The organism is Bacillus sp. HSf4, assembly GCF_029537375.1.
GTDB classification, from domain to species: Bacteria; Bacillota; Bacilli; order Bacillales; family Bacillaceae; genus Bacillus; species Bacillus sonorensis_A.
In genome coordinates, this window is the sequence record NZ_CP120679.1 from 4,201,482 (window position 1) to 4,226,002 (window position 24,521).

The 24,521-nt window shown below is 46.3% G+C and carries 22 protein-coding genes and 2 riboswitches; of the genes, 7 read left to right on the plus strand and 15 right to left on the minus strand.

Annotation, left to right across the window (positions count from 1 at the left end; all coding sequences use genetic code 11):
• Window positions 1–74 precede the first annotated feature (74 nt).
• The 3 genes from P3X63_RS21665 to galE are packed head-to-tail and all read left to right on the plus strand — an operon-like array spanning window position 75 to window position 4,302.
• Window positions 75–2,294, plus strand: a complete 2,220-nt coding sequence (locus tag P3X63_RS21665; RefSeq protein WP_277692023.1) for a glycosyltransferase family 39 protein — start codon at window positions 75–77, stop codon at window positions 2,292–2,294.
• Window positions 2,294–3,292, plus strand: coding sequence for a glycosyltransferase family 2 protein (locus P3X63_RS21670; RefSeq protein ID WP_481748566.1), 999 nt, complete (start codon window positions 2,294–2,296; stop codon window positions 3,290–3,292). The genes P3X63_RS21665 and P3X63_RS21670 overlap by 1 nt, the downstream gene beginning before the upstream one ends.
• A gap of 29 nt (window positions 3,293–3,321) precedes the next feature.
• Complete coding sequence (gene galE / locus P3X63_RS21675; RefSeq protein WP_277692024.1) at window positions 3,322–4,302, plus strand: UDP-glucose 4-epimerase GalE; 981 nt, start codon at window positions 3,322–3,324, stop codon at window positions 4,300–4,302.
• A 105-nt stretch (window positions 4,303–4,407) separates the two neighbouring features.
• Here galE and P3X63_RS21680 read toward each other — a convergent pair whose 3' ends face one another.
• From P3X63_RS21680 to P3X63_RS21695, 4 genes are all read right to left on the minus strand, one after another.
• Entirely contained in the window at window positions 4,408–5,505 is a 1,098-nt protein-coding gene (locus tag P3X63_RS21680) for a hypothetical protein (RefSeq protein ID WP_026589319.1), read from the minus strand.
• A 109-nt stretch (window positions 5,506–5,614) separates the two neighbouring features.
• Window positions 5,615–6,733, minus strand: a complete 1,119-nt coding sequence (locus P3X63_RS21685) for a hypothetical protein (protein ID WP_026589320.1) — start codon at window positions 6,731–6,733, stop codon at window positions 5,615–5,617.
• Between the two features lie 10 nt (window positions 6,734–6,743).
• Window positions 6,744–7,160 carry a hypothetical protein gene (locus P3X63_RS21690; protein WP_256860267.1) on the minus strand — a complete coding sequence of 139 codons (417 nt, stop codon included), beginning with the start codon at window positions 7,158–7,160 and terminating at the stop codon, window positions 6,744–6,746.
• Entirely contained in the window at window positions 7,108–7,266 is a 159-nt protein-coding gene (locus tag P3X63_RS21695; protein WP_277692026.1) for a DUF4176 domain-containing protein, read from the minus strand. The genes P3X63_RS21690 and P3X63_RS21695 overlap by 53 nt, the downstream gene beginning before the upstream one ends.
• A gap of 522 nt (window positions 7,267–7,788) precedes the next feature.
• Window positions 7,789–7,890: riboswitch (purine riboswitch) on the plus strand.
• A 134-nt stretch (window positions 7,891–8,024) separates the two neighbouring features.
• Between P3X63_RS21695 and P3X63_RS21700 the strand changes: the two genes are divergently transcribed.
• The 3 genes from P3X63_RS21700 (at window position 8,025) to P3X63_RS21710 (ending at window position 9,927) form a co-directional block, all read left to right on the plus strand.
• A complete protein-coding gene (locus tag P3X63_RS21700; RefSeq protein WP_026589321.1) occupies window positions 8,025–9,218 on the plus strand; it encodes a NupC/NupG family nucleoside CNT transporter in 1,194 nt (397 codons plus the stop codon).
• Window positions 9,219–9,334: 116 nt separating this feature from the next.
• Window positions 9,335–9,532: a helix-turn-helix transcriptional regulator gene (locus tag P3X63_RS21705; protein ID WP_026589322.1), complete on the plus strand. Its 198-nt coding sequence runs from the start codon at window positions 9,335–9,337 to the stop codon at window positions 9,530–9,532.
• Window positions 9,533–9,552: 20 nt separating this feature from the next.
• Window positions 9,553–9,927: a hypothetical protein gene (locus P3X63_RS21710; protein ID WP_277692029.1), complete on the plus strand. Its 375-nt coding sequence runs from the start codon at window positions 9,553–9,555 to the stop codon at window positions 9,925–9,927.
• 34 nt (window positions 9,928–9,961) lie between these two features.
• Here the strand turns inward: P3X63_RS21710 and P3X63_RS21715 are convergent, their stop codons facing one another.
• From P3X63_RS21715 to tenA, 9 genes are all read right to left on the minus strand, one after another.
• Complete coding sequence (locus P3X63_RS21715) at window positions 9,962–12,046, minus strand: catalase (protein WP_277692031.1); 2,085 nt, start codon at window positions 12,044–12,046, stop codon at window positions 9,962–9,964.
• A 199-nt stretch (window positions 12,047–12,245) separates the two neighbouring features.
• Entirely contained in the window at window positions 12,246–12,698 is a 453-nt protein-coding gene (locus P3X63_RS21720; RefSeq protein WP_077735954.1) for an AraC family transcriptional regulator, read from the minus strand.
• A 148-nt stretch (window positions 12,699–12,846) separates the two neighbouring features.
• The gene (locus P3X63_RS21725; protein ID WP_277692034.1) at window positions 12,847–14,265 is read right to left on the minus strand and encodes a glycoside hydrolase family 1 protein; all 1,419 of its coding nucleotides are present in this window, start codon (window positions 14,263–14,265) and stop codon (window positions 12,847–12,849) included.
• An 18-nt stretch (window positions 14,266–14,283) separates the two neighbouring features.
• A complete protein-coding gene (locus P3X63_RS21730) occupies window positions 14,284–16,092 on the minus strand; it encodes a beta-glucoside-specific PTS transporter subunit IIABC (protein ID WP_026589327.1) in 1,809 nt (602 codons plus the stop codon).
• Window positions 16,093–16,391: 299 nt separating this feature from the next.
• Complete coding sequence (gene licT / locus P3X63_RS21735) at window positions 16,392–17,225, minus strand: BglG family transcription antiterminator LicT (RefSeq protein WP_026589328.1); 834 nt, start codon at window positions 17,223–17,225, stop codon at window positions 16,392–16,394.
• Window positions 17,226–17,419: 194 nt separating this feature from the next.
• The gene (locus P3X63_RS21740) at window positions 17,420–18,154 is read right to left on the minus strand and encodes an energy-coupling factor transporter transmembrane component T family protein (protein WP_077735952.1); all 735 of its coding nucleotides are present in this window, start codon (window positions 18,152–18,154) and stop codon (window positions 17,420–17,422) included.
• Window positions 18,151–19,740 carry an ABC transporter ATP-binding protein gene (locus tag P3X63_RS21745; protein WP_277692041.1) on the minus strand — a complete coding sequence of 530 codons (1,590 nt, stop codon included), beginning with the start codon at window positions 19,738–19,740 and terminating at the stop codon, window positions 18,151–18,153. The genes P3X63_RS21740 and P3X63_RS21745 overlap by 4 nt, the downstream gene beginning before the upstream one ends.
• Window positions 19,715–20,314 (minus strand): ECF transporter S component, encoded by a 600-nt coding sequence (locus P3X63_RS21750; protein WP_026589331.1) that lies wholly within the window; start codon window positions 20,312–20,314, stop codon window positions 19,715–19,717. The genes P3X63_RS21745 and P3X63_RS21750 overlap by 26 nt, the downstream gene beginning before the upstream one ends.
• Entirely contained in the window at window positions 20,311–20,997 is a 687-nt protein-coding gene (gene tenA / locus P3X63_RS21755) for a thiaminase II (protein ID WP_026589332.1), read from the minus strand. The genes P3X63_RS21750 and tenA overlap by 4 nt, the downstream gene beginning before the upstream one ends.
• A 113-nt stretch (window positions 20,998–21,110) precedes the next feature.
• Window positions 21,111–21,215: riboswitch (TPP riboswitch) on the minus strand.
• A 181-nt stretch (window positions 21,216–21,396) separates the two neighbouring features.
• Between tenA and P3X63_RS21760 the strand changes: the two genes are divergently transcribed.
• The gene (locus P3X63_RS21760) at window positions 21,397–21,558 is read left to right on the plus strand and encodes a hypothetical protein (protein ID WP_201278487.1); all 162 of its coding nucleotides are present in this window, start codon (window positions 21,397–21,399) and stop codon (window positions 21,556–21,558) included.
• 51 nt (window positions 21,559–21,609) lie between these two features.
• Here P3X63_RS21760 and aceA read toward each other — a convergent pair whose 3' ends face one another.
• Together aceA and aceB are read right to left on the minus strand one after the other, a co-directional pair.
• Window positions 21,610–22,887: an isocitrate lyase gene (gene aceA / locus P3X63_RS21765; RefSeq protein WP_277692045.1), complete on the minus strand. Its 1,278-nt coding sequence runs from the start codon at window positions 22,885–22,887 to the stop codon at window positions 21,610–21,612.
• Between the two features lie 18 nt (window positions 22,888–22,905).
• Window positions 22,906–24,495 (minus strand): malate synthase A, encoded by a 1,590-nt coding sequence (gene aceB / locus P3X63_RS21770; protein ID WP_077735949.1) that lies wholly within the window; start codon window positions 24,493–24,495, stop codon window positions 22,906–22,908.
• Between the last annotated feature and the right edge of the window lie 26 nt (window positions 24,496–24,521).

The following is a 24,521-nucleotide window of genomic DNA, read 5'->3' on the forward strand; positions in this document are numbered from 1 at the left end:
AAAATCCTTCTTGATTTGTTCATAGTTTGATCATATTTGGCTTCTATAATGCATGTAAGTGAGGTGACCGAATAATGGAAAAGAAAAGGAAAATTGATATCTTTCTTGTATTGATTCTCGCATTATCTGCATGTTTAAACCTTTACGGCATCTGGAATAACGACACAGACAACGCCTACTATACGGCGGCCGTTGAGAGTATGACCCAAAGCTTTCATAATTTCTTTTACGCATCTTTTGACCCGGCAGGCTTTGTAACGGTTGATAAACCGCCTGTCGCATTATGGATTCAAACACTGTTCGCTCTCGTATTCGGCGTGCACGGCTGGAGCGTCGTTCTGCCCGAAGCGATTGCTGAAGTGATCTCTGTATCACTCTTGTACTTTATTGTAAAACCGACCTTCGGAAAAACGGCGGCAAGAATAGCGGCTCTCGTGATGGCATGTACACCGATTGCCGTTGCCGTCAGCCATACAAACAACGTTGACAGCATTCTCGTCCTTTGTTTGATGATCGCAACATGGATGTTGTTTAAAGCCGTCCGCAAAGGAAAAATCGGATGGCTGCTCGGAGCCTTCTGTATGGTCGGCGTCGGCTTTAACGTCAAAATGCTGCAAGCTTATATGGTATTGCCTGCATTCATGCTATTTTACCTGATGGCAGCAAAGACGACGATTCGCAAAAAAATCGTTTCCCTTATCACAGCAGTTATCGTTCTGGCAGGTGTTTCCGTTTCCTGGGCGGTCATCGTCGACAGCCAGCCGGAAAGTTCGCGGCCTTATATCGGAAGCAGCCAAACCAACTCGGTACTGGAGCTCGCTTTTGGCTACAACGGAATCCAGCGTCTTACCGGACAAAACGGTTCAGGCGGAGGAGCTGCTTCTGATCAAGAGCAAAAGAACCAGCAGCAGGAAACACCACAGCAACAAAACGATAGTTCCGATAACAGTTCGGACTCAGAAACTGAACAAATGACTCCGCCAAGCGGAAGCGAGATGCCTTCAGGCGGACCTGGCGGCCAAATGGGCGATGTCCAAAACGGCGGCGGTCCCGGAGGCGGCGGAAACGGTGCAGGTTCTTTCGGCACAGGAACACCCGGGCCACTGAGATTGTTCCAATCTGAGCTTTCCGGACAGGCAAGCTGGCTGATTCCGTTCGTCTTCTTCGGCATCATCGGTTTACTAATTACAGGCCTTCGCGGTCAACGAAAATTCAATGAGACAACGAATGAAACGATTTTCTGGACAATGTGGCTGTTGCCGGTCGCTGGATTCTTCAGTGTCGCCGGATTCTTCCACCACTACTATCTGATCATGCTGGCAGCACCGATTGCCGCCTTGTCAGGTGCGGGATGGACGGAATTAGTCCGCCTCTATCAGGATGAAAACGGCTGGAAAAAATGGCTTCTTCCGAGCGGTGTTCTGCTGACAACCGCGTTTGAATTGTATATCTTCAGCCCTTATCTCAGCGAGATCGGAATCGGCTGGAGCATCGCGATCGGCGCTTTCGGAGTCGTCACAAGCTGTCTGCTCATCTTTGTCAAAAAAGGAAAGTCGTTCAGCTACTACGTTTCAGTTGCAGCGCTTCTCGGCATGCTGATCGGTCCTTTCTACTGGACTGCCGCGACCCTCGCTGACGGGGTGAACGGGATGATCCCGCAAGCCGGACCTACATCCGCACAATCATTTGGCGGCGGGGGAGGCGGCAAGATGAACAACAGCGGCGGACCTCCTGGATTCGGCAGCCAAAATGGCCAAACAGACAATAATGAAAACAACGATAATAACGGGTCAACAGATTCCGACTCCAAGCAAAACAGCCAAAACGCCAATGAAGCTCCAGCAGGCATGAGCCCTGACAGCTCCGGCCAGTTTCAGCAAGGCAGACGGGGCAGCGGCGGACCTGGAAGCGGCGAATCAGTCGATGAAGAACTGTTGAGCTACCTGGAAAAGAACAACACTGGAGAAAAATATTTATTTGCAGTCTCCAGCGCAACTTCAGCTCAATCTTACATCATCAAAACAGGCAAAGCTGTGATGGCGATGGGCGGATTCTCAGGAAGCGACCCGATTTTGACCGTTGAAAAACTCGAAAAGCTTGTCAAAAACGGTGAAGTCAAATACTTCATGATTGGCGATGGCAGAGGCCGAGATCATTCGGAACTCACCAACTGGATTAAAGAAAACGGCACGAAGGTTTCCAAAAGCGAATACAGCAGCTCTTCTTCAGATAACAGTTCTCAGTCGGGCGGACCTGGTGGAAATCAGACGCTCTATAAAGTGGAGCTGGATTGATGAAAGGAAAGGTGATCAATATGAACGAACCCGTCACATTTTCAATTGTTGTTCCCGTCTTTAACGAGGCGGAAGTCCTCGACAGCACCTATGAAAGACTGAAAAGCGTCATGGATTCAACCGGAGAACCATATGAGCTGATTTTTGTAAATGACGGCTCCAGCGATAACAGCATCCATATGCTGAAGTCGCTGGCTCAGGCCGATCCGGCTGTCAAATGCATCAATTTCTCAAGAAACTTCGGCCACCAGATTGCGATCACCGCCGGCACGGACTATGCTGCCGGCAAGGCGATCGTCGTCATCGACGCCGATCTTCAGGATCCTCCTGAACTGATTTTGGAAATGGCTGAAAAATGGCGCCAAGGCTTTGACGTGGTCTACGCCGTCCGAACGAAGCGCGAGGGAGAGACATTTTTCAAAAAGCAGACGGCCTCCATGTTTTACCGCATGCTAAGACGTCTCACAGATGTCGACATTCCGGTCGATACTGGAGATTTCCGGCTCATGGACCGCAAAGTCGTCAATGAAATGAACAAGCTGAAAGAGAAAAACCCGTTTGTCCGCGGGCTTGTCAGCTGGCTCGGCTTCAAGCAGACGGCCGTCTATTACGAGCGCCACGAACGGCTTGCAGGGGAAACGAAGTATCCGCTCAAAAAAATGCTGAAGCTGTCGCTCGACGGCATCACTTCATTTTCCTTTCAGCCTTTGAAGCTGGCAAGCTACTCAGGAATCACGCTGTCAGCGATCGGCTTTATATACGCTTTCATCGTCGTCTGCCTGAAGCTGTTTACGACAAGCACCATTACCGGCTGGTCATCGATGATTATTCTGCAATGTCTGTTCAGCGGCTTCATCCTGATCATCCTCGGAGCCATCGGCGAATATATCGGCCGCATTTATGATGAAGTGAAGGACCGGCCGCTCTACATTGTAGATGAAAAATACGGATTTGAAGAACAAAGGCGGGCTGTCGCACCGCAGCGTCATATCATGTAGCCAAAATGAACCAAAAAGGAGAGATTTCGATGAGTATACTCGTTGTCGGGGGAGCCGGTTATATCGGTTCCCATGCCGTTTACACATTAATTGAGAAAAATGAAAAAGCCGTCGTTGTCGACTCCCTGGCAACCGGACATGCTGAAGCCGTTCACCCTGAAGCCGTTTTTTACAAAGGAGACATCCGGGACCGGCATTTTCTCAGGCAGGTATTCGAAAACGAGGACATCGAAACGGTGATGCATTTCGCAGCTTCTCCTATTTCAACCGAGTCAAATCGCGTGTTTTCTTCTTTCAATGAAAACATCTCAGGATTGGAAACACTGCTTGACGTCATGAAAGAATTCGCCGTTAAGCAGATCGTCTTCGCCTCAAGCGCGGCCGTCTACGGCAGCACAAAAGATGTGCCGATTACAGAGGAATCAAAACCGCAGCCTGTCCATCCCCACGGAAAAGTCAAATGGCTGATGGAGAATATGCTGATGGAAGCGGAAAAAGCCTGCGGTCTCAACTATGTGATTCTCCGCTCCTTCAATGTCGGCGGGGCCCACCCATCCGCAGCGATCGGCGAAGACCGTACGGATGATGCGCATCTGATTTCAAATGTTTTGCGTGCTGCTATCGGAACGAAACATGACAGGACCGCATGCACAGCAGGAATTCGCGATTATGTCCACGTACAGGATCTCGCCGAAGCCCACGTTCTCGCCATCAACCATTTACGGCAAGGCAAGGGGAGCCGGACATTCAATCTCGGCTATGGCGAAGGCTATTCAGCCGAACAAGTCATCCAGGCCGCCCAATATGTCACAGGCATCGGCCTCATTCCCGTCACACCCGGTGACAGTACAGACACCCCGGATGCCTTGATCGCTTCCTCTTCCCGCGCCAGAAAGGAATTAGGCTGGATCCCGAAACACAACAGCCTGATCGCCATCATCCGCGACGCCTGGAACTGGCATTCTGCGAATCCGAATGGATATGCATCGGAGAAGGTGGGGGAAGGGTGAAAAATGAACTGCACCCCTATAGTTAGATAGTGTCTAACGGTGGAGGTGCAGTTTTTTTCTCCGTGATGAATATCTACTGTAAATCTAGTCGACTACCCAATCATCCTAATAATCTATCAAGTAAGCAGTCGGGTGTTTTTTGTCCTGCAAATCAATCAGCATATCAATATATCCCGAGCCATACCAGATGAAATCATATGAAAATTGGATAGCCACAAAATTTTTATTAAAATATTTAATTTCAGCTGAATTGACTTTTTTCACTTTCAAACCTGCTCCGTCAAAAGCCTTTTCAAAATCCAAATTAAATTGCACTTCATCCTTATGATTTCTTTTTAGATAATTTTCCACAGTTTGAATGCGCTGGACACCTTCAGATATGATATCCTTGTCTTCAGCCCCGTTGAGATATACATATTTGCCGTCTTCGCTTAAATAATCATCGTCACTGATTTTTCTGACTAGGTTTGTCTTTTTTTCAAAAATGTATTTGTCAAATAAGTGCAGATAGGATCCATCCTCCGTCACCTTTGGAAAAACAGACAGGTAATCATTTAGTTTTCCTGACTCGATTGTTGCGGGCAATTCATCTTTATTGACAATCTGGTATTTTAAAAGATTTTGTTTTAAAAATATATAATATGTCTTCGTATCTCCATCGCCTGTATAATCCTCTACTCCGATCAGCATGTTTTTTTTATCAATAGCATAAAGATAGAGATAAATATCTTCAGAATCAGCTGTTGCCTTTATGGGCAGTTTTATCTTCTTTTCACCTAATTCCGTTTTCACTTGCAGCATATTTTTATGATCCAACCGCAATTCAGGCAGCTGACGTTCTATTATATAGCTAAGGGGGCCTTTGGCATCCAAAAACTTGCTATTGTTTATGTGGTGAGAGTAAAACATTTGATCAGGTGAAAAAATTGACGCATATGAATCCTGAAGCTCTTTATCTGTATATTGATAATAACGAAGACCACCCTTATCACCGCGCATAATCGTATACTTATGATTTTCATGCCTTAACGTCGCATCGCCCGCTAATCCACTTTCAATTCGTATATACTCTTTAAATGCCGGACTGTCTTCTTTTGGATATCCTTTTTGATATGTGAATGCATCATCGTCTTTTCCACAGTTGGTGATCGCCAACAAACATATTGTGAAAATACCTAAGTATATAAACCATCTTTTTTTCATTGAAATATTTCTATCCTTTATGTTCCTATTTATTTAACTTCCAAAAAATTCTATATGATTATCCCAGCTTTGTGACCTGTGTCAAATGAATAAAAACTCTTCAGTCCCTCTATGATTCAATTCCTAAATCAACTAAGTAAGCAGTTGGCTGTTTTTTGTTTTTTTGTAAGTCAATCAGTACATTAACAGAGCCTGCTGTGCCAATTGTCTTCCCATGATAGGAAATATACAAAACTACATAATCTTTATTAAAATAATGAATATTGGCTATCCTTGCATCGCCCGCGTTAAAATCCATCTCTTTTGCAATTTGTTTGAAGTCAATCTTAAATTGAGCTTCATATTTTTCATTTCCTTTTAAATAGTTGTCCACTGTTTGTATCTGTTGAACACCATCGGAAATTACAAAGTTTTCTTCTTCTTTTGCTCCGTTAATATAGACATACTTACCATCTTCGCTTAGAATATCAGTGTCTTTGATTTTTCTGACTTTGTTCGTCTTTTTTTCGAAAATATAGTTGTCGAATAACTTAAGATATGATCCATCCTCTGTTACTTTTTGAAATACTGAAAGGTAATCATTTAACTTTCCAGACTCAACTGTTGTATGTAATGCTTCTTCTTTCACTAGCTGATGTTTTGAAAGATCTTGTTTTAAAAACAAATAATATGTTTGTCCGTCTCCCTTTTTTCCATTTACCACCACTTTTATCTGCATGTTGTCTTCGCTAACAGCTTCAAGAGCCAGAATTACTTTCTTGCCTCTGGCTGATGGTAACTCATACTTTTTTTCTCCGAATTTTGTTTTCACCTTGAGAACATTCTTTTTATCTAAAGTCATTTCCGGCAGATGATGTTCTATTTTATTGCGAATAAGCTTTTCTTTCGTTAGAAAGTTAGTTGTTTGTAAATCATACAGTTTTGCTCCGGGATATTTTTCAGAAAATAAAGGATTGTAAAAGTCCTCAAGCTCTTTACTCGTATATTGATAATAGCGTAGTCCATCTACATCACTGCGCATAATCGTATAAGTATGATTTTGATAATTCAATGTCGCATCACTCACTAAATCAAGTTCATGTCTCATAAATTCTTTAAATGCAGGGCTGTTTTCTTTTGGTAAGCCTTTTTTATAGACGACTTCTTGATAATCATCTTTTCCGCATCCGGTGATCACAACTAAAAGCACTATTAATACACTTAAACTTAAAAGTCTATATTTCATCATTGAACTGCTCCTATTCCGCTTCTTTTTTGTTAACATCTTGTATCAAATCCACAAAATCAGAATCTTCAGCTTCATAAAGATGTTTAAGGCCAGACTCCTCTATTTCAAACTGAGGCTTATTATCAATGAGATCATCCAGTATTTCTCCATTCTGACTCTCTACCGAAACGATATCATCACTATATTTAGTGTAAGGGCCTGCTCCTGCCGCAGCGGTAATATCCATTTTCTGAAGCTTTTCATAGACTTCAGGATTGGCGGATTTTAAATGATTAATGTCTTCAGTCATCGCCTCACTGTCCATATCTGTGTAAGCATTGCTGTAATCTTTTCCATTATCATTGTTTCTGTTCTCTTCATTAAAATCTAAATAGTCACTCGTGTCCGTAGTTTGGATAGTCGACAGCTGCATAATCTCTGATGACATGGTTCGTCTCAGAAAACATTTGCCGTCCAATGACAAGCACACGTCTTGAATCATTATGTAAGCCGACAACACTGCCGACAGGAAGATAGTTCTTTTTTAACAGCATAATTCATTATCCCTCTTTTTCTCTGAAATTGGACGTATATACAAGTTGTAAAAACATAGGAAAATCATAGCAAAAAAGTTTCATTTCATTCAACAAACTAAAGTACCGTGAAATTATACCCAGAGACTTTTGATTTAATGTTTGCTCTTTGCAAAGGGTTTGTCGGTGTCATTAGTATGTTGTTTGTCACTGGAGAGATTCATCAACCTTACGGGGACAAAAAACCACCATATAGGCTGCTTTGGATTTCGAAAAAGATATAAAGCGCAATCAACTTAAGATTTACCTTTGATCAAGTTGAAGAAGTAATCTCCATTTTCGCCACCTTACAGATTCAACTTCCACTTTTCGTCTTTTGTTCTGGAGCGTCACTTCTATCATTTTTCCCGCTTGAAAGCCGGCTTTCAAAGACTAAGAAACAAGCGCCCTGCCCCTTCCCTAGACATGATTTCATATGAAAAATTATTGTGAAAATATATTTTTAGCTTGAATTTTAAACAATCTCGAGATAAAATACAGTCAAAATAATAGAAGCTCACTTCTTGTATATAATCAGTAATAGGGTCTGATTGTTTCTACCTGGCAACCGTAAATCGCCAGACTACAAGGAAGTTTGAATAGATTTGATCATGTAAAAAGTGTATTGCGCAAACAATATATCTATTTTTCATTTGCTCTTATTTTTCATGCTTTCTTTATCGGAACCCATGAAAAATAAGAGCTTTTTTATTTTCAAAAAACATTCGGGAGTTGAAATCATGTATTTTCTCATTAATATTTTAGGCCTGTTCATTGTCATGGCCGTCGTTTTTCTCTGTTCCCCGCAAAAGAAATCAATCAAATGGCGGCCGATTCTTTCGCTTTTTGTCGTTGAGCTTTTGGTGACATGGTTCATGCTTGGCACGAAAGTAGGCGGATGGGTCATCAACCAGATCGCTGCTTTCTTTTCTTGGCTGATCGCCTGTGCAAGCGATGGAATCGCCTTTGCATTTCCTTCCGTTATGAGCAATGAGACCGTAGACTTTTTCTTCAGCGCTCTATTGCCGATCATCTTTGTCGTCACATTTTTTGACATTCTTGCTTATTTTGGGATTTTAACGTGGTTGATCGATAAGATCGGCTGGGTGATTTCAAAAGTGTCGCGTCTGCCCAAATTAGAAAGCTTCTTCTCCATTCAAATGATGTTTTTGGGCAATACAGAAGCGCTCGCTGTCATTCGCCAGCAGCTGGCCGTTTTAAAGGACAACCGCCTGCTGACATTCGGCATCATGAGCATGAGCAGCATCAGCGGCTCGATCCTCGGCTCCTATTTAACTATGGTTCCCGCAACCTATGTCTTTACAGCGATCCCGTTAAACTGCTTGAACGCGCTCATTTTAGCAAGCATCTTAAATCCGGTGGATGTCAAAAAAGACGAAGACATCATTTATGTACCGCCCAAAGAAGAAAAGAAAGATTTTTTCTCAACGATTTCCAACAGCATGCTGGTCGGAATGAACATGGTGATTGTCATTCTGGCCATGGTGATCGGCTATGTTGCCCTAACGTCATGCTTAAACGGCCTTCTGGGGCTGATCATGGACGGGCTGACCATCCAAAAAATCTTTTCTTACATCTTCAGTCCGTTTGCCTTTCTGCTCGGACTGCCCGCGCATGATACGATGTATGTCGCACAGCTGATGGGTATGAAACTCGCCACAAATGAGTTCGTCGCGATGATGGATTTGAAAACACAGTTAAAAACGATTTCGCCCCACACTGCCGCCGTTGCAACGACGTTTTTAACATCGTTTGCAAACTTCAGCACGATCGGCATGATCTATGGAACGTACAACTCCTTATTCAATGGAGAAAAGTCAGCGATCATCGGCAAAAACGTCTGGAAGCTCCTTGTCAGCGGTATGGCTGTTTCACTGCTGAGCGCGGGGATTGTCGGACTGTTTGTCTGGTAAATCGGCTTGCCATATTAATGGCAAGCTCTTTTTTATTTATTTTGTAAAGTAAGCTTTACGTAAAGCTCACTTTACTTTATAATGGATATGAATAACAGCGAAGGAGATTTGAATCCTTGAAAAACAAATTAGCTGAATTTCGAAAACAGAAGAAGTATTCACAGGATAAATTGGCCGAAATTCTTGGCGTCAGCCGGCAGACAATTATCTCAATCGAAAAAGGGAAGTATAATCCGTCTCTTCCCCTGGCGCTTCAAATTGCCCGTACATTTCATACACAGGTGGAAAACATCTTCTTTTTAGATGATGAATAGATTGGCAAGGAGGAGATTTTATGGCATTGCGAAAAGCATACTATATCATTGGCGGACTGTTTGTCTTTATATTTCTTGTGAAAATGATCTTCGGCATAGCCAGTGATTCTTTATCTTTAATCGAACTTTTCATGTGGGGCGGTCTGGCTTTTTTAAGTTTTGCAGCAGGCTACCTCTATCCGCAATTCAAACAAAAAGATGAAAGGTCACAGCACATCAGACAAAAAGGAATGCAGTATTCCATGATCGCTTTATCCGTTTACTTGCTTGTGCTCATTTTCGGAATGCAGCTCGGCTATATTACATTAGCGGGAGTTGATGTTGTTCGGATTTTGGTTTCTTTACAGGTGATTACAGTATTTTCATCATGGATTGTATTATCAAAGAAATTATAGTGGTCAATTAAATTAGCACCCTTGAGACAGGGTGCTATTTAACGGTCCGATCCCAATGGCGGTCCAGGGCGATTGCTTCAAGCAGCTCTTTCGTGAATGCATCGATTGTTTTGCCGCCGCACGCCGTGATAATGCCCGGCTCTTGAGCGGCATCTGTTCCGGCGGCTGACAATAGCAGATCGACTGCCTCACCTGAAGCTCCGATCGTTTTATAATGTCCGAAGGCTTCACGAATAAAATCCAAAGCGGCTTTTTCCTTTTTCAACCGCTCAACGCTTTCTTGTCCGCTTGGAATATAGACGGCGTCATACAGAACCGAATCAACCGTCCGCAATGAGTGAACCGCTTCTAATTCTCGGCCGCCGGCCCCTTTGACCGCTCCTAAAGCGGTGCTGATGATGTCCGGGATGACACCCGCTTTTCTGAAGGCTTTTACCGCCCGGCTGACTTCGGACTCATCGAAACCGGCTTCGGCTATAATGGCGACCGTTCTTGTCAGCGGTGTTTTCACCGTATTTTCCTGGTTTAAGGCCGGCGACTTGAGCGTGACGTCAGAACCTTCGTCTTTTTCCGGCGGCTCAACACCTACTCCGGCGGCGATTTGCTTGGCCAAATCACCGTCGACACGGTTGAACATTTCAACGACCTGGCGGCGGACGTCTTTGCTTTTCACCTTCCCGACTTCAAAGTGAAACGCGGCAATGATATGTTCTTTTTCGACCGGGGACATGCTGTTCCAAAACAGCTTCGCCTGTGAGTAAAAGTCTTGAAAGCTGTCGCTGCGCTGGCGGATTTTTTTGCCCTCGACTTTTTCCTGATAATGGACATATCCGCCTTCTTCCGCTGACGCGGGAGCCGGATCGTTGTTTTGCAGCGAGTTTTGATGATAGGCGACAGGCCCCTGATTGATCGTCATCCGGTGGTAGCCGTCATACTGGTTGTTATGGAACGGGCAGACCGGCCGGTTGATCGGAATTTCATGAAAGTTCGGACCGCCTAACCGGATCAGCTGTGTATCCGTATATGAAAAGAGACGTCCCTGGAGTAGCGGATCGTTCGTAAAGTCGATTCCCGGAACGACATTGCCCGGATGGAAGGCCGCCTGTTCCGTCTCCGCAAACACGTTGTCCTGGTTTCGATTCAGCGTCATTTTGCCGATAATTTTGACAGGAACCGCCTCTTCCGGCCAGAGCTTTGTCGGGTCGAGGATATCGAAATCAAATTTGAACTCATCTTCTTCCTCAATCATTTGCACGCCGAGCTCATACTCCACTTCATCGCCTCTTTCGATCGCTTCCCAGAGATCGCGGCGGTGATAATCGGGGTCTTTCCCGGCGATTGTCTGCGCTTCGTCCCAGACGAGCGAATGGACACCGAGGACGGGCTTCCAGTGAAATTTAACAAAACGCGCCTTGCCTTCTTCATTAACAAACCTGAACGTATGCACGCCGAAGCCTTCCATCATCCGGTAGCTGCGCGGAATCGCCCTGTCTGACATAATCCACATGATCATGTGGGCTGTTTCTTCGTTATTGGCAACAAAGTCCCAGAACGTATCGTGAGCCGTGGAAGCTTGCGGCATCTCGTGATGAGGCTCAGGTTTAAACGCGTGCACCAAATCGGGGAACTTGATGGCATCCTGAATAAAGAAAACAGGCATGTTGTTCCCGACGAGATCATAGTTCCCTTCCTCTGTGTAAAACTTTGTGGCAAACCCTCTGACATCCCGGACCGTATCACCCGATCCCCTCGAACCGGCTACAGTCGAAAACCTGACAAACACCGGTGTTTTCACCGACGGATCTTGAAGAAACTTCGCTTTCGTATACTCTGTCATCGGTTCGTAAACCTGGAAGTAGCCATGCGCGCCGAATCCCCGGGCATGGACGACGCGTTCCGGTATCCGTTCATGGTCAAAATGGGTCATTTTTTCGCGGAAATGAAAATCCTCCATCAGCGTCGGACCGCGCACGCCTGCTTTTAAGGAGTGTTCGTCTTCAGACACGCGCAATCCTTGGTTCGTCGTCATTTTTTTGCCCCGGTTGTCAGACCGGTACTGTTCAAGTTGTTGATCCTTGCTGTGTTCATTGACTTTACGGCGGCCATCATTGTGATTCACTTGTCATCCCTCCCCATTCTTATTTCCTATGTAGTTGATCTGGATTGCTATTTTATGATTTACCCTGTCTGCCAGCGAGTTAAACGCAACGCTCGTTAAAGGGAATTGTCATTTTAATACATTCAAAGTTTGGACAAGAAGCGATCTGCTGATAACTTCTTGTCCTCTCCTCCCTGTGACACCTACACAAGAAAACGAATTAAACCGATTTTAAAGGTACACATATTTCGCAATACGGGTTGCTCACCATATCACCCATGTATTTTTCCATCATTGGTCTATTGTCCGGTTGAAATTCATTGTTTTGCAGAGATGAAAAAATATCAGAATATGCTTTTTGAATATCCTCTGCTGTATGTTTAACATCGTACATCAGGTATTTTCCGCCAGAAATGTCCCCTTCAAGTACTGAATCATCGACTTGATAATCATGCGGTATCACGATACAAGCATCAAATCTACACTGATCAGGAGGTGTTGTTTCCGGGTTATCCTGTGGAATCGCAAACAGAATGGCAGACTCAAGAAGACCTTTTTTCTTAGCCCATTTTTTTAACGCCTCCATGACATCAATATTGGCAGGACCGTAGGGACCAACTCTTCGCATATAAGCAATGCGATAGTTTGGAAGTGTTTCGATTTTGAATGTCATAGGTTCTTTCTTCCTTTCCTCATTGTTGTTCGTTCCGTTTCGAATGTAACACGGTTTAAAAATATATACATTTATATTTTTAAAATTTTCTGTCATTTATTTAAAAAAGAGGATATTCAGAGATCATCTGAACATCCTCTTTCTTTGTTTAATCTAGTGTTTCGCCGTTTGAAGCAATCAAGTCTTTATACCAGTAAAAGCTTTTTTTGCGAATGCGGCGCAAGTCTTTCAAGTCAAATTCATCGCGATTCACATAAATAAATCCGTAGCGTTTTGAACAGCCTTGGTGGGTCGAAATCAAATCGATCGCTGACCATGGCGAGTAGCCGTACACATCGACGCCATCTGTAATCGCCAGCTGAATTTGCTTGATATGCTGTTTTAAATACTCGATGCGGTAATCATCATTGACGACATCTCCGTCCTCAAGCTCATCAAAGGCCCCGAGGCCGTTTTCCGTAATGATAAGCGGCAGCTGGTAGCGGTCATAAATCTCACGGAGTGTCGAACGGAAGCCGACAGGATCGATTTCCCAGCCGAAATCATTTTTCTGCAAATAAGGATTGCCGCTTCCTCTGTACACGCCTTCCTCCCCTGTTTGCAAATGCTGATCGCCGCCTCGTGCGGATGTATCGCTGCCGTCATCTTTGCTTGCTTCGGCCGTTTGCGACGTATAATAGTTGAATGCGATGAAGTCCGGTTTGGCAGACTTCAAAATGTCCATATCCCCTTCAGCAATGGCAGGTGTGCAGCCTTTTTCTTTCATGTACGCCCATGCCGTTGTATTGTACCGTCCGTATACGGCCATATCCAAGTAAAGCCAGTTTCTGATCGCGTTATAGTTAAAGGCCGCTACGACATCCTCGGGTTTGGATGAAGCCGGATAGATGAGCGCGATATTTGGTGCGGGCCCGATTTTTGCTTCCGGCAGCATATCATGGCAAAGGCGAATCGCTTTCGCCTGTGCGACAAGCATGTGATGGTTTTGCTGGTACAACTCTTTTTTCGGGTTTTCCAAATTCGGGTCAAGGGTCCCCAAGGCAGATCCGTGGAGAATCATCATGTTTTGTTCATTGATGGTCAGCCAGTATTTGACCCGGTCTCCGTAGTTTTCAAAAAGGATGTTCGCATACTTTTCAAAGGCGTCGATCGTCGCTCTGTTCGACCAGCCCCCCTTTTCCTGCAAAGCGTTCGGCAGGTCAAAGTGATACATCGTCACAATCGGTTCAATCTGATATTTCAGCAGTTCGTCGATCAAACGGCTGTAAAACTCGATCCCTTTTGGATTGACGCTTCCATCGCCGTCGGGAATGATCCGCGTCCAGGCGATTGAGAAACGGTAAGCTTTAAATCCCATTTCCGCAAACAGTGCGATATCTTCTTGATAGCGGTGATAGTGGTCACTGCCCACTTTAAAATCGGTCGTGCCTTCAGGATAGCTGTCGCGCGTATCAATGACAGAAGGTCCTTTTCCGTCTTCATTCCAAGCGCCTTCCACCTGATAGGCCGATGTTGAAGCTCCCCATAAAAATTGATCTGGAAATTTGGCTAATTTGCTGTATTTCATCTTATGTTCCTCCCCTGATTACCTTAATGTGATGATCCATTTTCCTGTTTCGACCCGGTTTTGGCCGGTTTTCTCAATATCACTGTATTGGTGCGGATTTGTCACCACAACCGGTGTTGTGACATCAAAGCCCTCCTGTTTTAGCGCTTCCAAATCGAATTCCGCGAGAATATCACCCCGTTTCACTTTTTGCCCTTGAACGACTTTTGGATCAAAATGCTTCCCTTCCAGTTTGACAGTATCGATACCGATATGAATGAGGATTTCGGCTTGATGTTCGGTTGTGATGCCGTATGCATGCCCTGACGGAAAAACGGTTGTCACAACCCCGTCCGCCGGGGCAGCAGCGATCCCCTTTGCCGGCAGCACAGCAATGCCTTCCCCGATCGCTCCCGATGAAAAAACGTTGTCGGATACTTCCGCCAGCGGCAGCACATCTCCCTGCAAAGGGCTGAAAATCTGTTCACCGGAATGCCGCTGCTTTTTCTCTTCTGCAGGATCATCAAAGCCGACAATATATGTGAGTGCAATCGATAAAACAAAAGAGACTGATATTCCGGTGATAAAGCCGAGAAACCCCGGTCCGTAAAAAATCGGAATCGTCAGCAACCCCGGCGCACCCGAAGCGATGGCAATGCTGTGGGAATAGCCGATGATCGCTCCGCCGACAGCGGCGCTGATGACACCGCATACAAACGGCTTTTTCAGCCTCAGAGTGACACCGTAGACAGCCGGCTCAGTGATGCCGAACATCCCCGTTATGGCGGTTGATCCTGCCAAAGCCTTCAGCTTCTTGTTTTTCGTCTTGAGCATGACCCCGAATGCCGCCCCTGTTTGGGCAAACACGGCGGCGGCCGTCGCAGGCTTGATATAATCCTTTCCATGGACGGCAATGTTATTGAGAATCACCGGAACGATGCCCCAGTGAATCCCGAAGATGACAAGGATTTGCCACAGCGCCGCAATGATCGCCCCGGCCAGAACCGGACTGACATCAAAAACGGATAAAATCGCAGCTGCGATACCATTTCCCGCATATACGCCAAGCGGTCCGAAAATGATTAAGGTCAGCGGCACCATCACCACCAGACAGATTAAAGGGGTGATAAAATTTTTAACGCTTTCATGAATGACATGCATGCAGTACTTTTCAAGCCAGCTCATCACATAGACGGCAAGAATGATCGGGATCACCGTCGAAGTGTAATTCATCAAAACGACGGGAATTCCGAAAAACACCGGATCTGCCCCGCTGTTTTTCAATTCAAGGATGGATGGATAAATTAAAGCTCCCGCAATCGTCAGCGCCACAAAAATGTTCGCGCCGAATTTTCTGGCTGCCGTGACGGCCAATAGAAGAGGCAGAAAGTAAAATAAACTGTCGGCTGCCGCGTACAGAATCGTGTAAGTCGTCTCCTCGGCCGTCAGCCAGCCGGCGTTTGTGCAAATCAAAAGCAGCCCTTTTAAAATCCCGGCTCCCGCCATGACGCCAAGCAGGGGCGTGAAGATGCTGGATACGATATCTACTAATCTTCCAGCAAGATTCCCTTTTTCACCGGAATCAGCCGCCGGCTCTGCCAAGATATTCGATATCCGGCCGATCTCTTTGTAGACCTCGGGAACATGGTTGCCGATGACGACCTGAAACTGGCCCCCGCTCTCCACCACCGTCACAACTCCGTCGGTCTCTTCAAGCGCTTTTTGATCCGCCCTTGAGCGATCCTTTAATGTAAAACGCAGCCTTGTTGCACAATGAACTAAAGAAGCGACATTTTTTTCTCCCCCTACAAGTCTTAAAATATTCTTGGCTAAAGTTTGCACATCCATCCGTGACCATCCCTCCCGCATCTTTAAAAAATAAAAAACCTAAACAAAGCCCGTCAAAAAAGGCTTTGCTTAGGTTTTGCCTGCCGAACAGTAACAATCCTTATGCTGAAGTATGATAAACATAAAAAAACCTAAATTACTCATGATAAACAGGCGCACACGTCCCGCATCACAGTAATTTAGGTTTTGCCTGCATGACCAGTAACAATCCTAAATAATAGATTGATATTTTTTGATTTAAGTCCAAATTAGCATACCTGCAACAGGTTGTCAACGCTTTCATTTTTCGTATAATCCCTCTATCCTTGATGAACGACTCTCTCGATGTGAATCGTTAAATACAACAGTTCTTCGCTTGTTAGTTCATGACCGTATTCCTTTTGAATGTACTGCCTGATTTTTTCGGTGCATACATAAGCATCACGGTATTTATTTTTCACAGTATCAAACAAAAAGTCGTCTTTGCTTTTCATATAGGTGCCGCTGAACAGCCGCTGCGCAAAAAACTTTAAATGGGTGATGAATCGGTAATAATGGAGCGATTCTTCATCAAAATCGATATGAAAATGATATTTGACGATGCTTAATATTTCCTGCATCACTTTTGTGATGTTGACAATGTTCGGCATTTCTTCATTCAGCTCGGCGTTCACAATATGGAGCGCGATAAAAGCGGCTTCGTCTTCAGGAAGAGCGATCCCCGTCTTATCTTCAATGATCTGCAAGGCCTCTCTGCCAATGGCAAACTCGTCTTTATAAAGCCGCTTTGTCTCCCAGAGCAAGGCGTTTTTAATCTCAAGACCCTTTTGCTGCCTTTCGACCGCAAAATGAATATGGTCTGTCAGCGATACATAGATGCTGTCATTCAGTTTTTTGCCGAGCTTCATTTTCGCATAGCTGATGATCTCTTCCGATATTTCCATAAATTCGATCGGAATTTCGTCCAACAGCGTCTTAAACCGTTCTGATACATCTTTATTGTCAAGCCTGAAAATCTTTTCGATCCTCGTTTCATCGACCGGCTCGCCGGGCTTTTTTTGAAAAGCGATTCCCCTGCCCATGACCACTAATTCCTGACCTTGTTCATTCCAAACGCTGATCACATTATTATTGATCACTTTGGCAATTTTCACATCGCGCCACTCCCATCTCATATAAACTAAGGGGATTTTTTATGTTGCTTTTTTCTTATCTTTACACATTGATTGTACAACCTTTTTAAATTGGGTCAATGATTTTCAGTCAATCGTCCCCTGAAAGTTTCTGATTTCTAATAAAAAAAGAGCCGTTTTCGGCTCTGACATCATGAAAATGTTATTTTATCCCATTATGTTATCCGTAAAATGACCGCCACGGCCAAGAGCAGCCCTGCCAAATAAACAGCATCTTTTGCGTAAAGCCGTGTCGTTTGATAATATGTCCTGTTTTTCGTACCCGTAAAACCGCGCGCTTCCATGGCCACCGCGATTCTTTCAGATTTGCGGATACCTTGCGAGAACAGCGGCAGCGCATAGCGGATAAAAGCTTTCCAGCTGTTTTTTTGCTTATAGCCCCTGATTTTATGGGCCGCTTTCATCTGCGCCAGCTCTGATTGAAACAACGGAATGAACCGGAAACCAGCCAACAGACCGTACGCCCATTTTGGCGGCATTCTGCATTGATGGATCAAGCTCATGATAAACCGCGTTAAATCGGTTGTCGACGTAAACAGCAGGCCGTATGTAACAAACCCGAGCATCCTTAGTGCAATCGTCAGGCCATGGCTGGCGCTTTCCTTGGTCACATGAAACCAGGCCCATTGCCACAGCGTTTCTTCGCCTTTTCCGAAAGCGGCCATCATCCAAAAGACGAGAATGAAAAACATGAGATAAGGCAAAAAACGTTTCAGCAAATAAGCCAATGTCCAGCCGCCGAGAAAGATGCCGATCAATAACGCGAGCAGCCAAATCAAAAATGTTGCTTTCGGATTTGTTACAGCCATTAAGATGCACATCACAAGCAGATTGGAAAAGAGCTTTGCACTGGGGTTCAGTGTTGACAGAAGCGATTGATTGCTTTTCATACCGGCACCTGCTCCTTTCTGGCGTGCAGCAGCTGGTAGTGAAGCGGCGGCAGCAATGAAAATGTCCGCACCAACCGTTGATCGGAGAATAACCGGGACGGGGTTCCTTGAAAAGCGGCTTTTCCTTGATGGAAGACGATGACTTGATCCGAATGCTCATCAACGATATCCATGTCATGAGTTACCATGACGATCGTCGTTCCCCGTTCCTGCCGCTCTTTTAACCGTCTGATCAGTTCCCCCGCCGTTTTTTCGTCCTGGCCGAATGTCGGTTCATCAAGCAGCAGCAGATCCTGATCGAACAAAAGCATCGTCGCCACGCTCAAGCGCCGTTTCTGCCCCAGACTCAGTGTAAAGGGATGGGCCTGCGCATGTGAGACGAGTCCGAATTCCTCCAGCAATTCTGCCGTCTTCCGCTGAACAAGTTCTTCTGACCAACCTCTCTGTCTTGCGCCAAAAGCGATTTCCTCAAATACCGTATCCTGAATAAATTGGAGCTCCGGGTTTTGAAAGACAAAGCCGGTTTTTTCGTACAATAGACGGTCAGGCCATTTTTTCAGCTCGCAATCCTCCAGATAAATCCGGCCTTTCTTGACTGCTTCCAGCCTGATCAAACTTTTTAAAAAGGTGCTTTTTCCGCTGCCGTTTGCACCGATAACCGATACCCATCCTCCTTTTGGAATCCGGAGGTTGATACCGTCGGCCACCGTTTTTTTCAGGTAGCCGATCGCCGCATCTTCGATCCTGATCAAAGCATCGCTCTTCTTCGGGTCGCTTTTTTCAGCAAGCTCCTTCCTTTTCAGCCTGGCGGAAAGCTTGACGGCAAGCGGGTGCTGTTCGTCTTCGACGACTTCATGCCATGCCGCCGGATACAGCTTTGGCTGCCAAATCCCAGCAGCTTTCATTTGCTGTCGATAGCGGACGAGAATGTCTTCCGGCTTCCCGTCGGCTATAATCCGCCCGTTATTGTCCAACAGGACGACGCGGTCCATCCATTCGATGCAGCCATCCAAGACATGTTCGACAAACACCATCGTCTGGCCGTTTTTTGCGGAAAGGTCTTTCAGTAAAGCAAATATTTCCTTCCTGCTCGCCGGATCAAGCTGTGCCGTCGGTTCATCAAAAAACAGCATTTCCGGCTCCAGTGCCAAAAGACACGCTAATGCGAGACGCTGCTTCATTCCGCCTGACAGGGCTTCGATCGGCGTCTTTCTGTCAATATTCAGTCCGACTTGCTCCATGACATTGTCGATGATCTCATTCATCTGCTCCGGGGGAACGGAGCGATTTTCAAGGCTGAACGCGATCTCTTCATCAACACGAAGCATACAAAATTGTGTATCAGGGTCTTGAAACATAACCCCTGCGCTTCTTCTGCGGTCGATCTCGCCTGTGATTTCGGCTTCAATATGTTGAGGGATGATGCCGGAAAGAGCGGAAATCAGCGTCGATTTCCCGCTTCCGCTCGGACCGAGGATCAACACCTTCTCACCCCTGTGAATCGATAAGGTCACACGGTCCAAAATCGTGTCAGACCGGTTGTAAAAGCGCACGGAAAGATTATTGCAGCCTAGAAATGAAGTCATTTGATTCATCCTTTTTCCGGTGTTCCTTCATGATGTCATACTGGTCAAGGACGCCGGTTTTCGCGAGGGCGCCGACAACGGCTTTGGCCAGCCAGCCGCCCAGAATCATGCCGCTTATGACTTGAATGACAAAAGTCAGAATCAGGGTTTCTGTCGTATAGTAGGCAAATCCGTTCGCGATCAGGCTGTAGGTCATGCTGCCGACAGCTGCAAGTGCACCGGACAGCATCAGGGTAAACAGGTTGTAGCGCTTATAGCGAAATATCGCAAACGCGATTTCCGCACCGGCCCCTTGAAAAACGCCGATCAGCAATGCGGACAAGCCGAAATGACTGCCTGTCAACAGCTCAACCGAGGCCGCGGCCGTTTCGGCAATCAGCGCCGCCCCGGGCTTGCGGATGATATAGGCAACAATCGGGCTTGCAATCACCCAAATGCCGAACATAAAGTTGGCGCCGACAGGTCCGACAATGGCCGAGATCGGCAGCCACAGCGTTGACCAGCCCAAATAAATGACACCGCACGCAACGGACAAAATCACCATCATCACGACTTCTTTTATATTCCAATTCATCGAGTCACCGCCTCCATTTCAACCGGCCAGTCTTCCACTGTATAGGCCATTTCCCAAAAACCGTATTCCAGCTGGCAGCTTTGCAAAAAGAGCTCTTTCATTTTCTTCTTCTCTGCTGCGCCCGCTTCTTTCGCCCATTCATCCAAACGGGCGCAGAACTTCGTGGTGATGGAGACGGTTCTGCCCCCGTAAAAATGGATCCAGTCATAGAACGGATGTGACGAATCAGGCTGTACTTCTTCAAGGAGCTTTTTGCCGATTTCCCAATATGTCCATGGACAAGGCAGCAAGACAGCTAAAATCTCTCCAAGCGTCCCTTCGTGCGCCGCCGTCAGCATGTGGCGGATATAATGATGGGCGGACGGGGCCAATGGATAGCCCTGCAGAGATTCATAGTCTGCGCCCGCAGCCCGGCACAGATTATGATGCGGGTGTACTTCGCTGTTTAAAACAAAGGAAATCTGCTGATGAAACATCTCCATATCTTGGCGGTTATCACACTTGGAAATGGCGATTCCATAGATTTGGATAAAGGAATTCAAATACTCGACATCTTGTTTCACATAATGGATCAGCTGTTCCTTTTCCAGGCGGCCTGCAGCCAGTCCCTGAACAAACGGGTGCTGAAAAATCGCTTCAAAAATGGGGTCTGCCTCTCGGCGAAGTTGTGCTGAAAAACTCATGACAGAAAGCCTCCTTCATCGATTTTAAAAGGAAGGCACAGGGGGATGTAAGAGCGGCTGTTATGCAAAAAAGCCGCCCCGACATGGAGCGGCTTTGACATAATCACATCAAAAAGAAACCGACTCCACTTCCCTACGCTAGTATGAACTAGATCAGGTTCAAAGGGTCCAAGATCACTTCTTGTCTCAGCCAGCATGTGGCTCCCCTAGTGGACTTCCTATTAACATTAACTTTTACTCTACACATCAATGGCCTTGATGTCAACCTGCGCCGCGTCAATTGTAAAGATGATGAACACCATTTTAAAACATTTATAGAAAAATATTAATTTTCTGAAACTTTTTCTTGCGGTCATCCGTCTAATATATAGAAGTCAAAACCATTTGGAGGGGATATTGATGATGATGTTGATCTTGATTTTGACGATGACCGGATATTTGTTTTACTCTTTCAGCAAAGACAACCGGCCGGCCAAAAGAAGACAAAAACCTCGGCAGCCTAAACTGACTGTGCTTCGGGAACGTCCTTTGACAGCCCCTTCCAATGATGCCAACTGTTAATTGAACATGAATAATCAAAACAGCCGCCCGCAAGGCGGCTGTTTCGTTGTGTTACGGCTGAAACTGCTCCGCTTCGGTTGACCCTTTCAGCGCTGTTGTAGAGGATGTGCCGCCTGAGACGACCTGTGCCACCTCATCAAAATAGCTTGTTCCGACCTCACGCTGGTGCCGTGTCGCAGTATAGCCGTATTTTTCACTGGCGAACTCAGCCTGCTGCAGCTCGGAATACGCCGCCATTCCGCGGTTCTTATACTGGCGGGCCAGCTCAAACATGCCGTGGTTCAATGCATGGAAACCGGCAAGTGTTACAAATTGGAACTTATACCCCATTTCACCGAGTTCTTTTTGGAAATTCAAGATGCTGGCATCATCCAGTTTGGCCTTCCAGTTGAACGAAGGAGAGCAGTTATATGCGAGAAGTTTCCCCGGGAATTTTTCATGAATCGCCTGCCTAAACCTGCGCGCTTCCTCAATGTTCGGTTCAGATGTCTCACACCAGATCAAGTCGGCGTATGGCGCATAGGCCAGGCCTCTGGCAATCGCCTGGTCAAGGCCCGATTTCGTCTTATAAAACCCTTCTGAGGTGCGTTCACCCGTTAAAAACGGCGCATCATACGGATCAATATCACTTGTGATGAGATCGGCCGCATTGGCGTCCGTCCGTGCGATCAGAATGGTCGGCACGCCCATGACGTCTGCGGCAAAGCGCGCGGCAATCAGATTGCGAACCGCCGTCTGTGTCGGCAGCAAAACTTTGCCCCCCAAATGGCCGCATTTTTTTTCGGAGGAAAGCTGGTCTTCAAAATGAACCCCTGCGGCGCCCGCCTCAATCATGCTTTTCATCAGTTCGAACACATTGAGCTGTCCGCCGAAGCCGGCTTCGGCATCGGCTACGATCGGCGCATACCAATCGATATCTTCTTTCCCTTCCATATAATGAATCTGGTCGGCACGCTGAAGAGCGCGATTGATTCTTTTCACGACATCCGGAACACTGTTGGCCGGGTACAGGCTTTGATCGGGATACATGCTTCCAGAGAGATTGGCATCGGCGGCCACCTGCCAGCCGCTTAAATAAACCGCTTTCAACCCAGCCCTTACTTGCTGCATCGCCTGATTTCCGGTTAGAGCCCCGAGCGCCGGGACGAAGTCTTCTGTATGCAATAGCTTCCACAGCTTTTCCGCGCCCCGCCTTGCGATTGTATATTCCACCTCAAGCGAGCCCCTCAGGCGGATTACGTCTGATGCCTTATACGGCCTATTGATTCCGTCCCAGCGTTTATCCTTCTCCCAGCTTTCCTCCATTTGCCTTGCCTTTTCTGACATCATCTTCATATTCCTCCCCATTTATATTTTTTCATAAGCGGGAATCGTGAGAAATTCCGCAAATTCATCATCCAAAATCAGTTGTTCAAACACCTGTCCGGCCTCTTCGAAGCGGTCGCGCTGATATTGTTCCTTCCCGACTTCACCGATGATTTTCTGCATTTCTTCCTCTTTCATCGCTTTCACCATCTCAGCCGTCACTTTCCTGCCGTCATCAAGAATCCCCTTTGGATGGCGAATCCATTGCCATAGCTGCGCTCTTGAGATTTCCGCTGTTGCCGCATCCTCCATTAAGTGGTCAATCGGTGCAGCGCCTCTTCCCGACAGCCAGGAAGCGATGTAGCGGATGCCGGCGCTGATATTGGTGCGGACACCTTCCTCTGTAATCCGACCCTTCGGCACTTCAAGCAAATCCGTCGCTTTAATCTTGATATCATCCCGTTCTCTATGAATCTGGTTGGCTGTCGGCATATGCTCATTAAATACATCAAGGGCTGTTTGAATCATGCCGGGGTGTGCGATCCATGTACCGTCATGGCCGTCTTTTGCTTCACGCTCCTTGTCTTCGCGGATTTTGGCGAAAGCGGCCTCATTGATTTCCGGCTGGTCTTTCGCGGGAATCTGTGCGGCCATCCCTCCGATGGCGTGGACCCGCCGTTTATGGCACGTTTTGATGGCGAGCAGCGAGTAGGCTCTCATGTTGGGAACGGTCATCGTCACCGCCGAACGATCCGGAAGAATGACCTCATCACGGTTCTTGAATTTCTTAATGAAGCTGAAGATGTAATCCCAGCGGCCGCAGTTGAGACCTGCCGAGTGTTCCTTTAATTCGTACAATATTTCATCCATTTCAAAAGCCGCCAAAATCGTTTCGATTAAGACCGTCGCTTTAATCGTCCCCTGCGGAATGCGCAAGTCGTTTTGCGCATAGACAAACACGTCGTTCCAAAGCCTTGCTTCCAGATGGTTTTCGATTTTCGGGAGGTAGAAATAAGGGCCGCTTCCTTTTTTGATCAAAGCTTTGGCGTTATGAAAGAAATAAAGGCCAAAATCGAACAGGCTCGCTGACACAGGCTTGCCGTCGGCCAACACGTGTTTCTCCTCCAAATGCCACCCCCGCGGCCTGACCATGATCACAGCCGGATTCTCCTTCAGCCGATAGTGTTTTCCGGCATCATTCGTAAACGAAATCGTCCCCCTGACCGCGTCTCTCAAATTGATTTGGCCTTCAATACAATTTTTCCAAGTCGGTGAATTGGCATCTTCAAAATCGGCCATAAACACCTTAGCTCCGGAATTCAAGGCATTGATCACCATTTTTCTATCGACTGGCCCGGTGATTTCAACCCGACGGTCTTCCAAATCCGGCGGCAGCGGTGCGACCGTCCAGTTTTTTTCCCTGATGTATTTCGTCTCTTTTAAAAAATCGGGATTCTTTCCTTGATCAATTTCCGCCTGAACGATTTTCCGCAAATGCAGTAAATCCCGCCTTCTCCCGCCAAAATGGCGTTCAAGCCGCCCGATAAATTGAAGCGCTTCCTTTGTTAACAATTCTTCGTATTGCTGATTCATCGTTCCCGTCACTTTAAGCCCGATCTCTTCGGTTTTCATTTGTTGATCCTACCCCTTTCCCCATT

What these genes read in the sequence shown, in the direction of transcription:
- P3X63_RS21665 (WP_277692023.1), top strand. Translation starts at nt 75, where the DNA reads ATGGAAAAGAAAAGGAAAATTGATATCTTTCTTGTATTGATTCTCGCA.
- P3X63_RS21670 (WP_481748566.1), top strand. Translation starts at nt 2,294, where the DNA reads ATGAAAGGAAAGGTGATCAATATGAACGAACCCGTCACATTTTCAATT.
- galE (WP_277692024.1), top strand. Translation starts at nt 3,322, where the DNA reads ATGAGTATACTCGTTGTCGGGGGAGCCGGTTATATCGGTTCCCATGCC.
- P3X63_RS21680 (WP_026589319.1), bottom strand. Translation starts at nt 5,505, where the DNA reads ATGAAAAAAAGATGGTTTATATACTTAGGTATTTTCACAATATGTTTG.
- P3X63_RS21685 (WP_026589320.1), bottom strand. Translation starts at nt 6,733, where the DNA reads ATGATGAAATATAGACTTTTAAGTTTAAGTGTATTAATAGTGCTTTTA.
- P3X63_RS21690 (WP_256860267.1), bottom strand. Translation starts at nt 7,160, where the DNA reads ATGTCATCAGAGATTATGCAGCTGTCGACTATCCAAACTACGGACACG.
- P3X63_RS21695 (WP_277692026.1), bottom strand. Translation starts at nt 7,266, where the DNA reads ATGCTGTTAAAAAAGAACTATCTTCCTGTCGGCAGTGTTGTCGGCTTA.
- P3X63_RS21700 (WP_026589321.1), top strand. Translation starts at nt 8,025, where the DNA reads ATGTATTTTCTCATTAATATTTTAGGCCTGTTCATTGTCATGGCCGTC.
- P3X63_RS21710 (WP_277692029.1), top strand. Translation starts at nt 9,553, where the DNA reads ATGGCATTGCGAAAAGCATACTATATCATTGGCGGACTGTTTGTCTTT.
- P3X63_RS21720 (WP_077735954.1), bottom strand. Translation starts at nt 12,698, where the DNA reads ATGACATTCAAAATCGAAACACTTCCAAACTATCGCATTGCTTATATG.
- P3X63_RS21725 (WP_277692034.1), bottom strand. Translation starts at nt 14,265, where the DNA reads ATGAAATACAGCAAATTAGCCAAATTTCCAGATCAATTTTTATGGGGA.
- P3X63_RS21730 (WP_026589327.1), bottom strand. Translation starts at nt 16,092, where the DNA reads ATGGATGTGCAAACTTTAGCCAAGAATATTTTAAGACTTGTAGGGGGA.
- P3X63_RS21740 (WP_077735952.1), bottom strand. Translation starts at nt 18,154, where the DNA reads ATGAAAAGCAATCAATCGCTTCTGTCAACACTGAACCCCAGTGCAAAG.
- P3X63_RS21745 (WP_277692041.1), bottom strand. Translation starts at nt 19,740, where the DNA reads ATGACTTCATTTCTAGGCTGCAATAATCTTTCCGTGCGCTTTTACAAC.
- P3X63_RS21750 (WP_026589331.1), bottom strand. Translation starts at nt 20,314, where the DNA reads ATGAATTGGAATATAAAAGAAGTCGTGATGATGGTGATTTTGTCCGTT.
- tenA (WP_026589332.1), bottom strand. Translation starts at nt 20,997, where the DNA reads ATGAGTTTTTCAGCACAACTTCGCCGAGAGGCAGACCCCATTTTTGAA.
- P3X63_RS21760 (WP_201278487.1), top strand. Translation starts at nt 21,397, where the DNA reads ATGATGATGTTGATCTTGATTTTGACGATGACCGGATATTTGTTTTAC.
- aceA (WP_277692045.1), bottom strand. Translation starts at nt 22,887, where the DNA reads ATGATGTCAGAAAAGGCAAGGCAAATGGAGGAAAGCTGGGAGAAGGAT.
- aceB (WP_077735949.1), bottom strand. Translation starts at nt 24,495, where the DNA reads ATGAAAACCGAAGAGATCGGGCTTAAAGTGACGGGAACGATGAATCAG.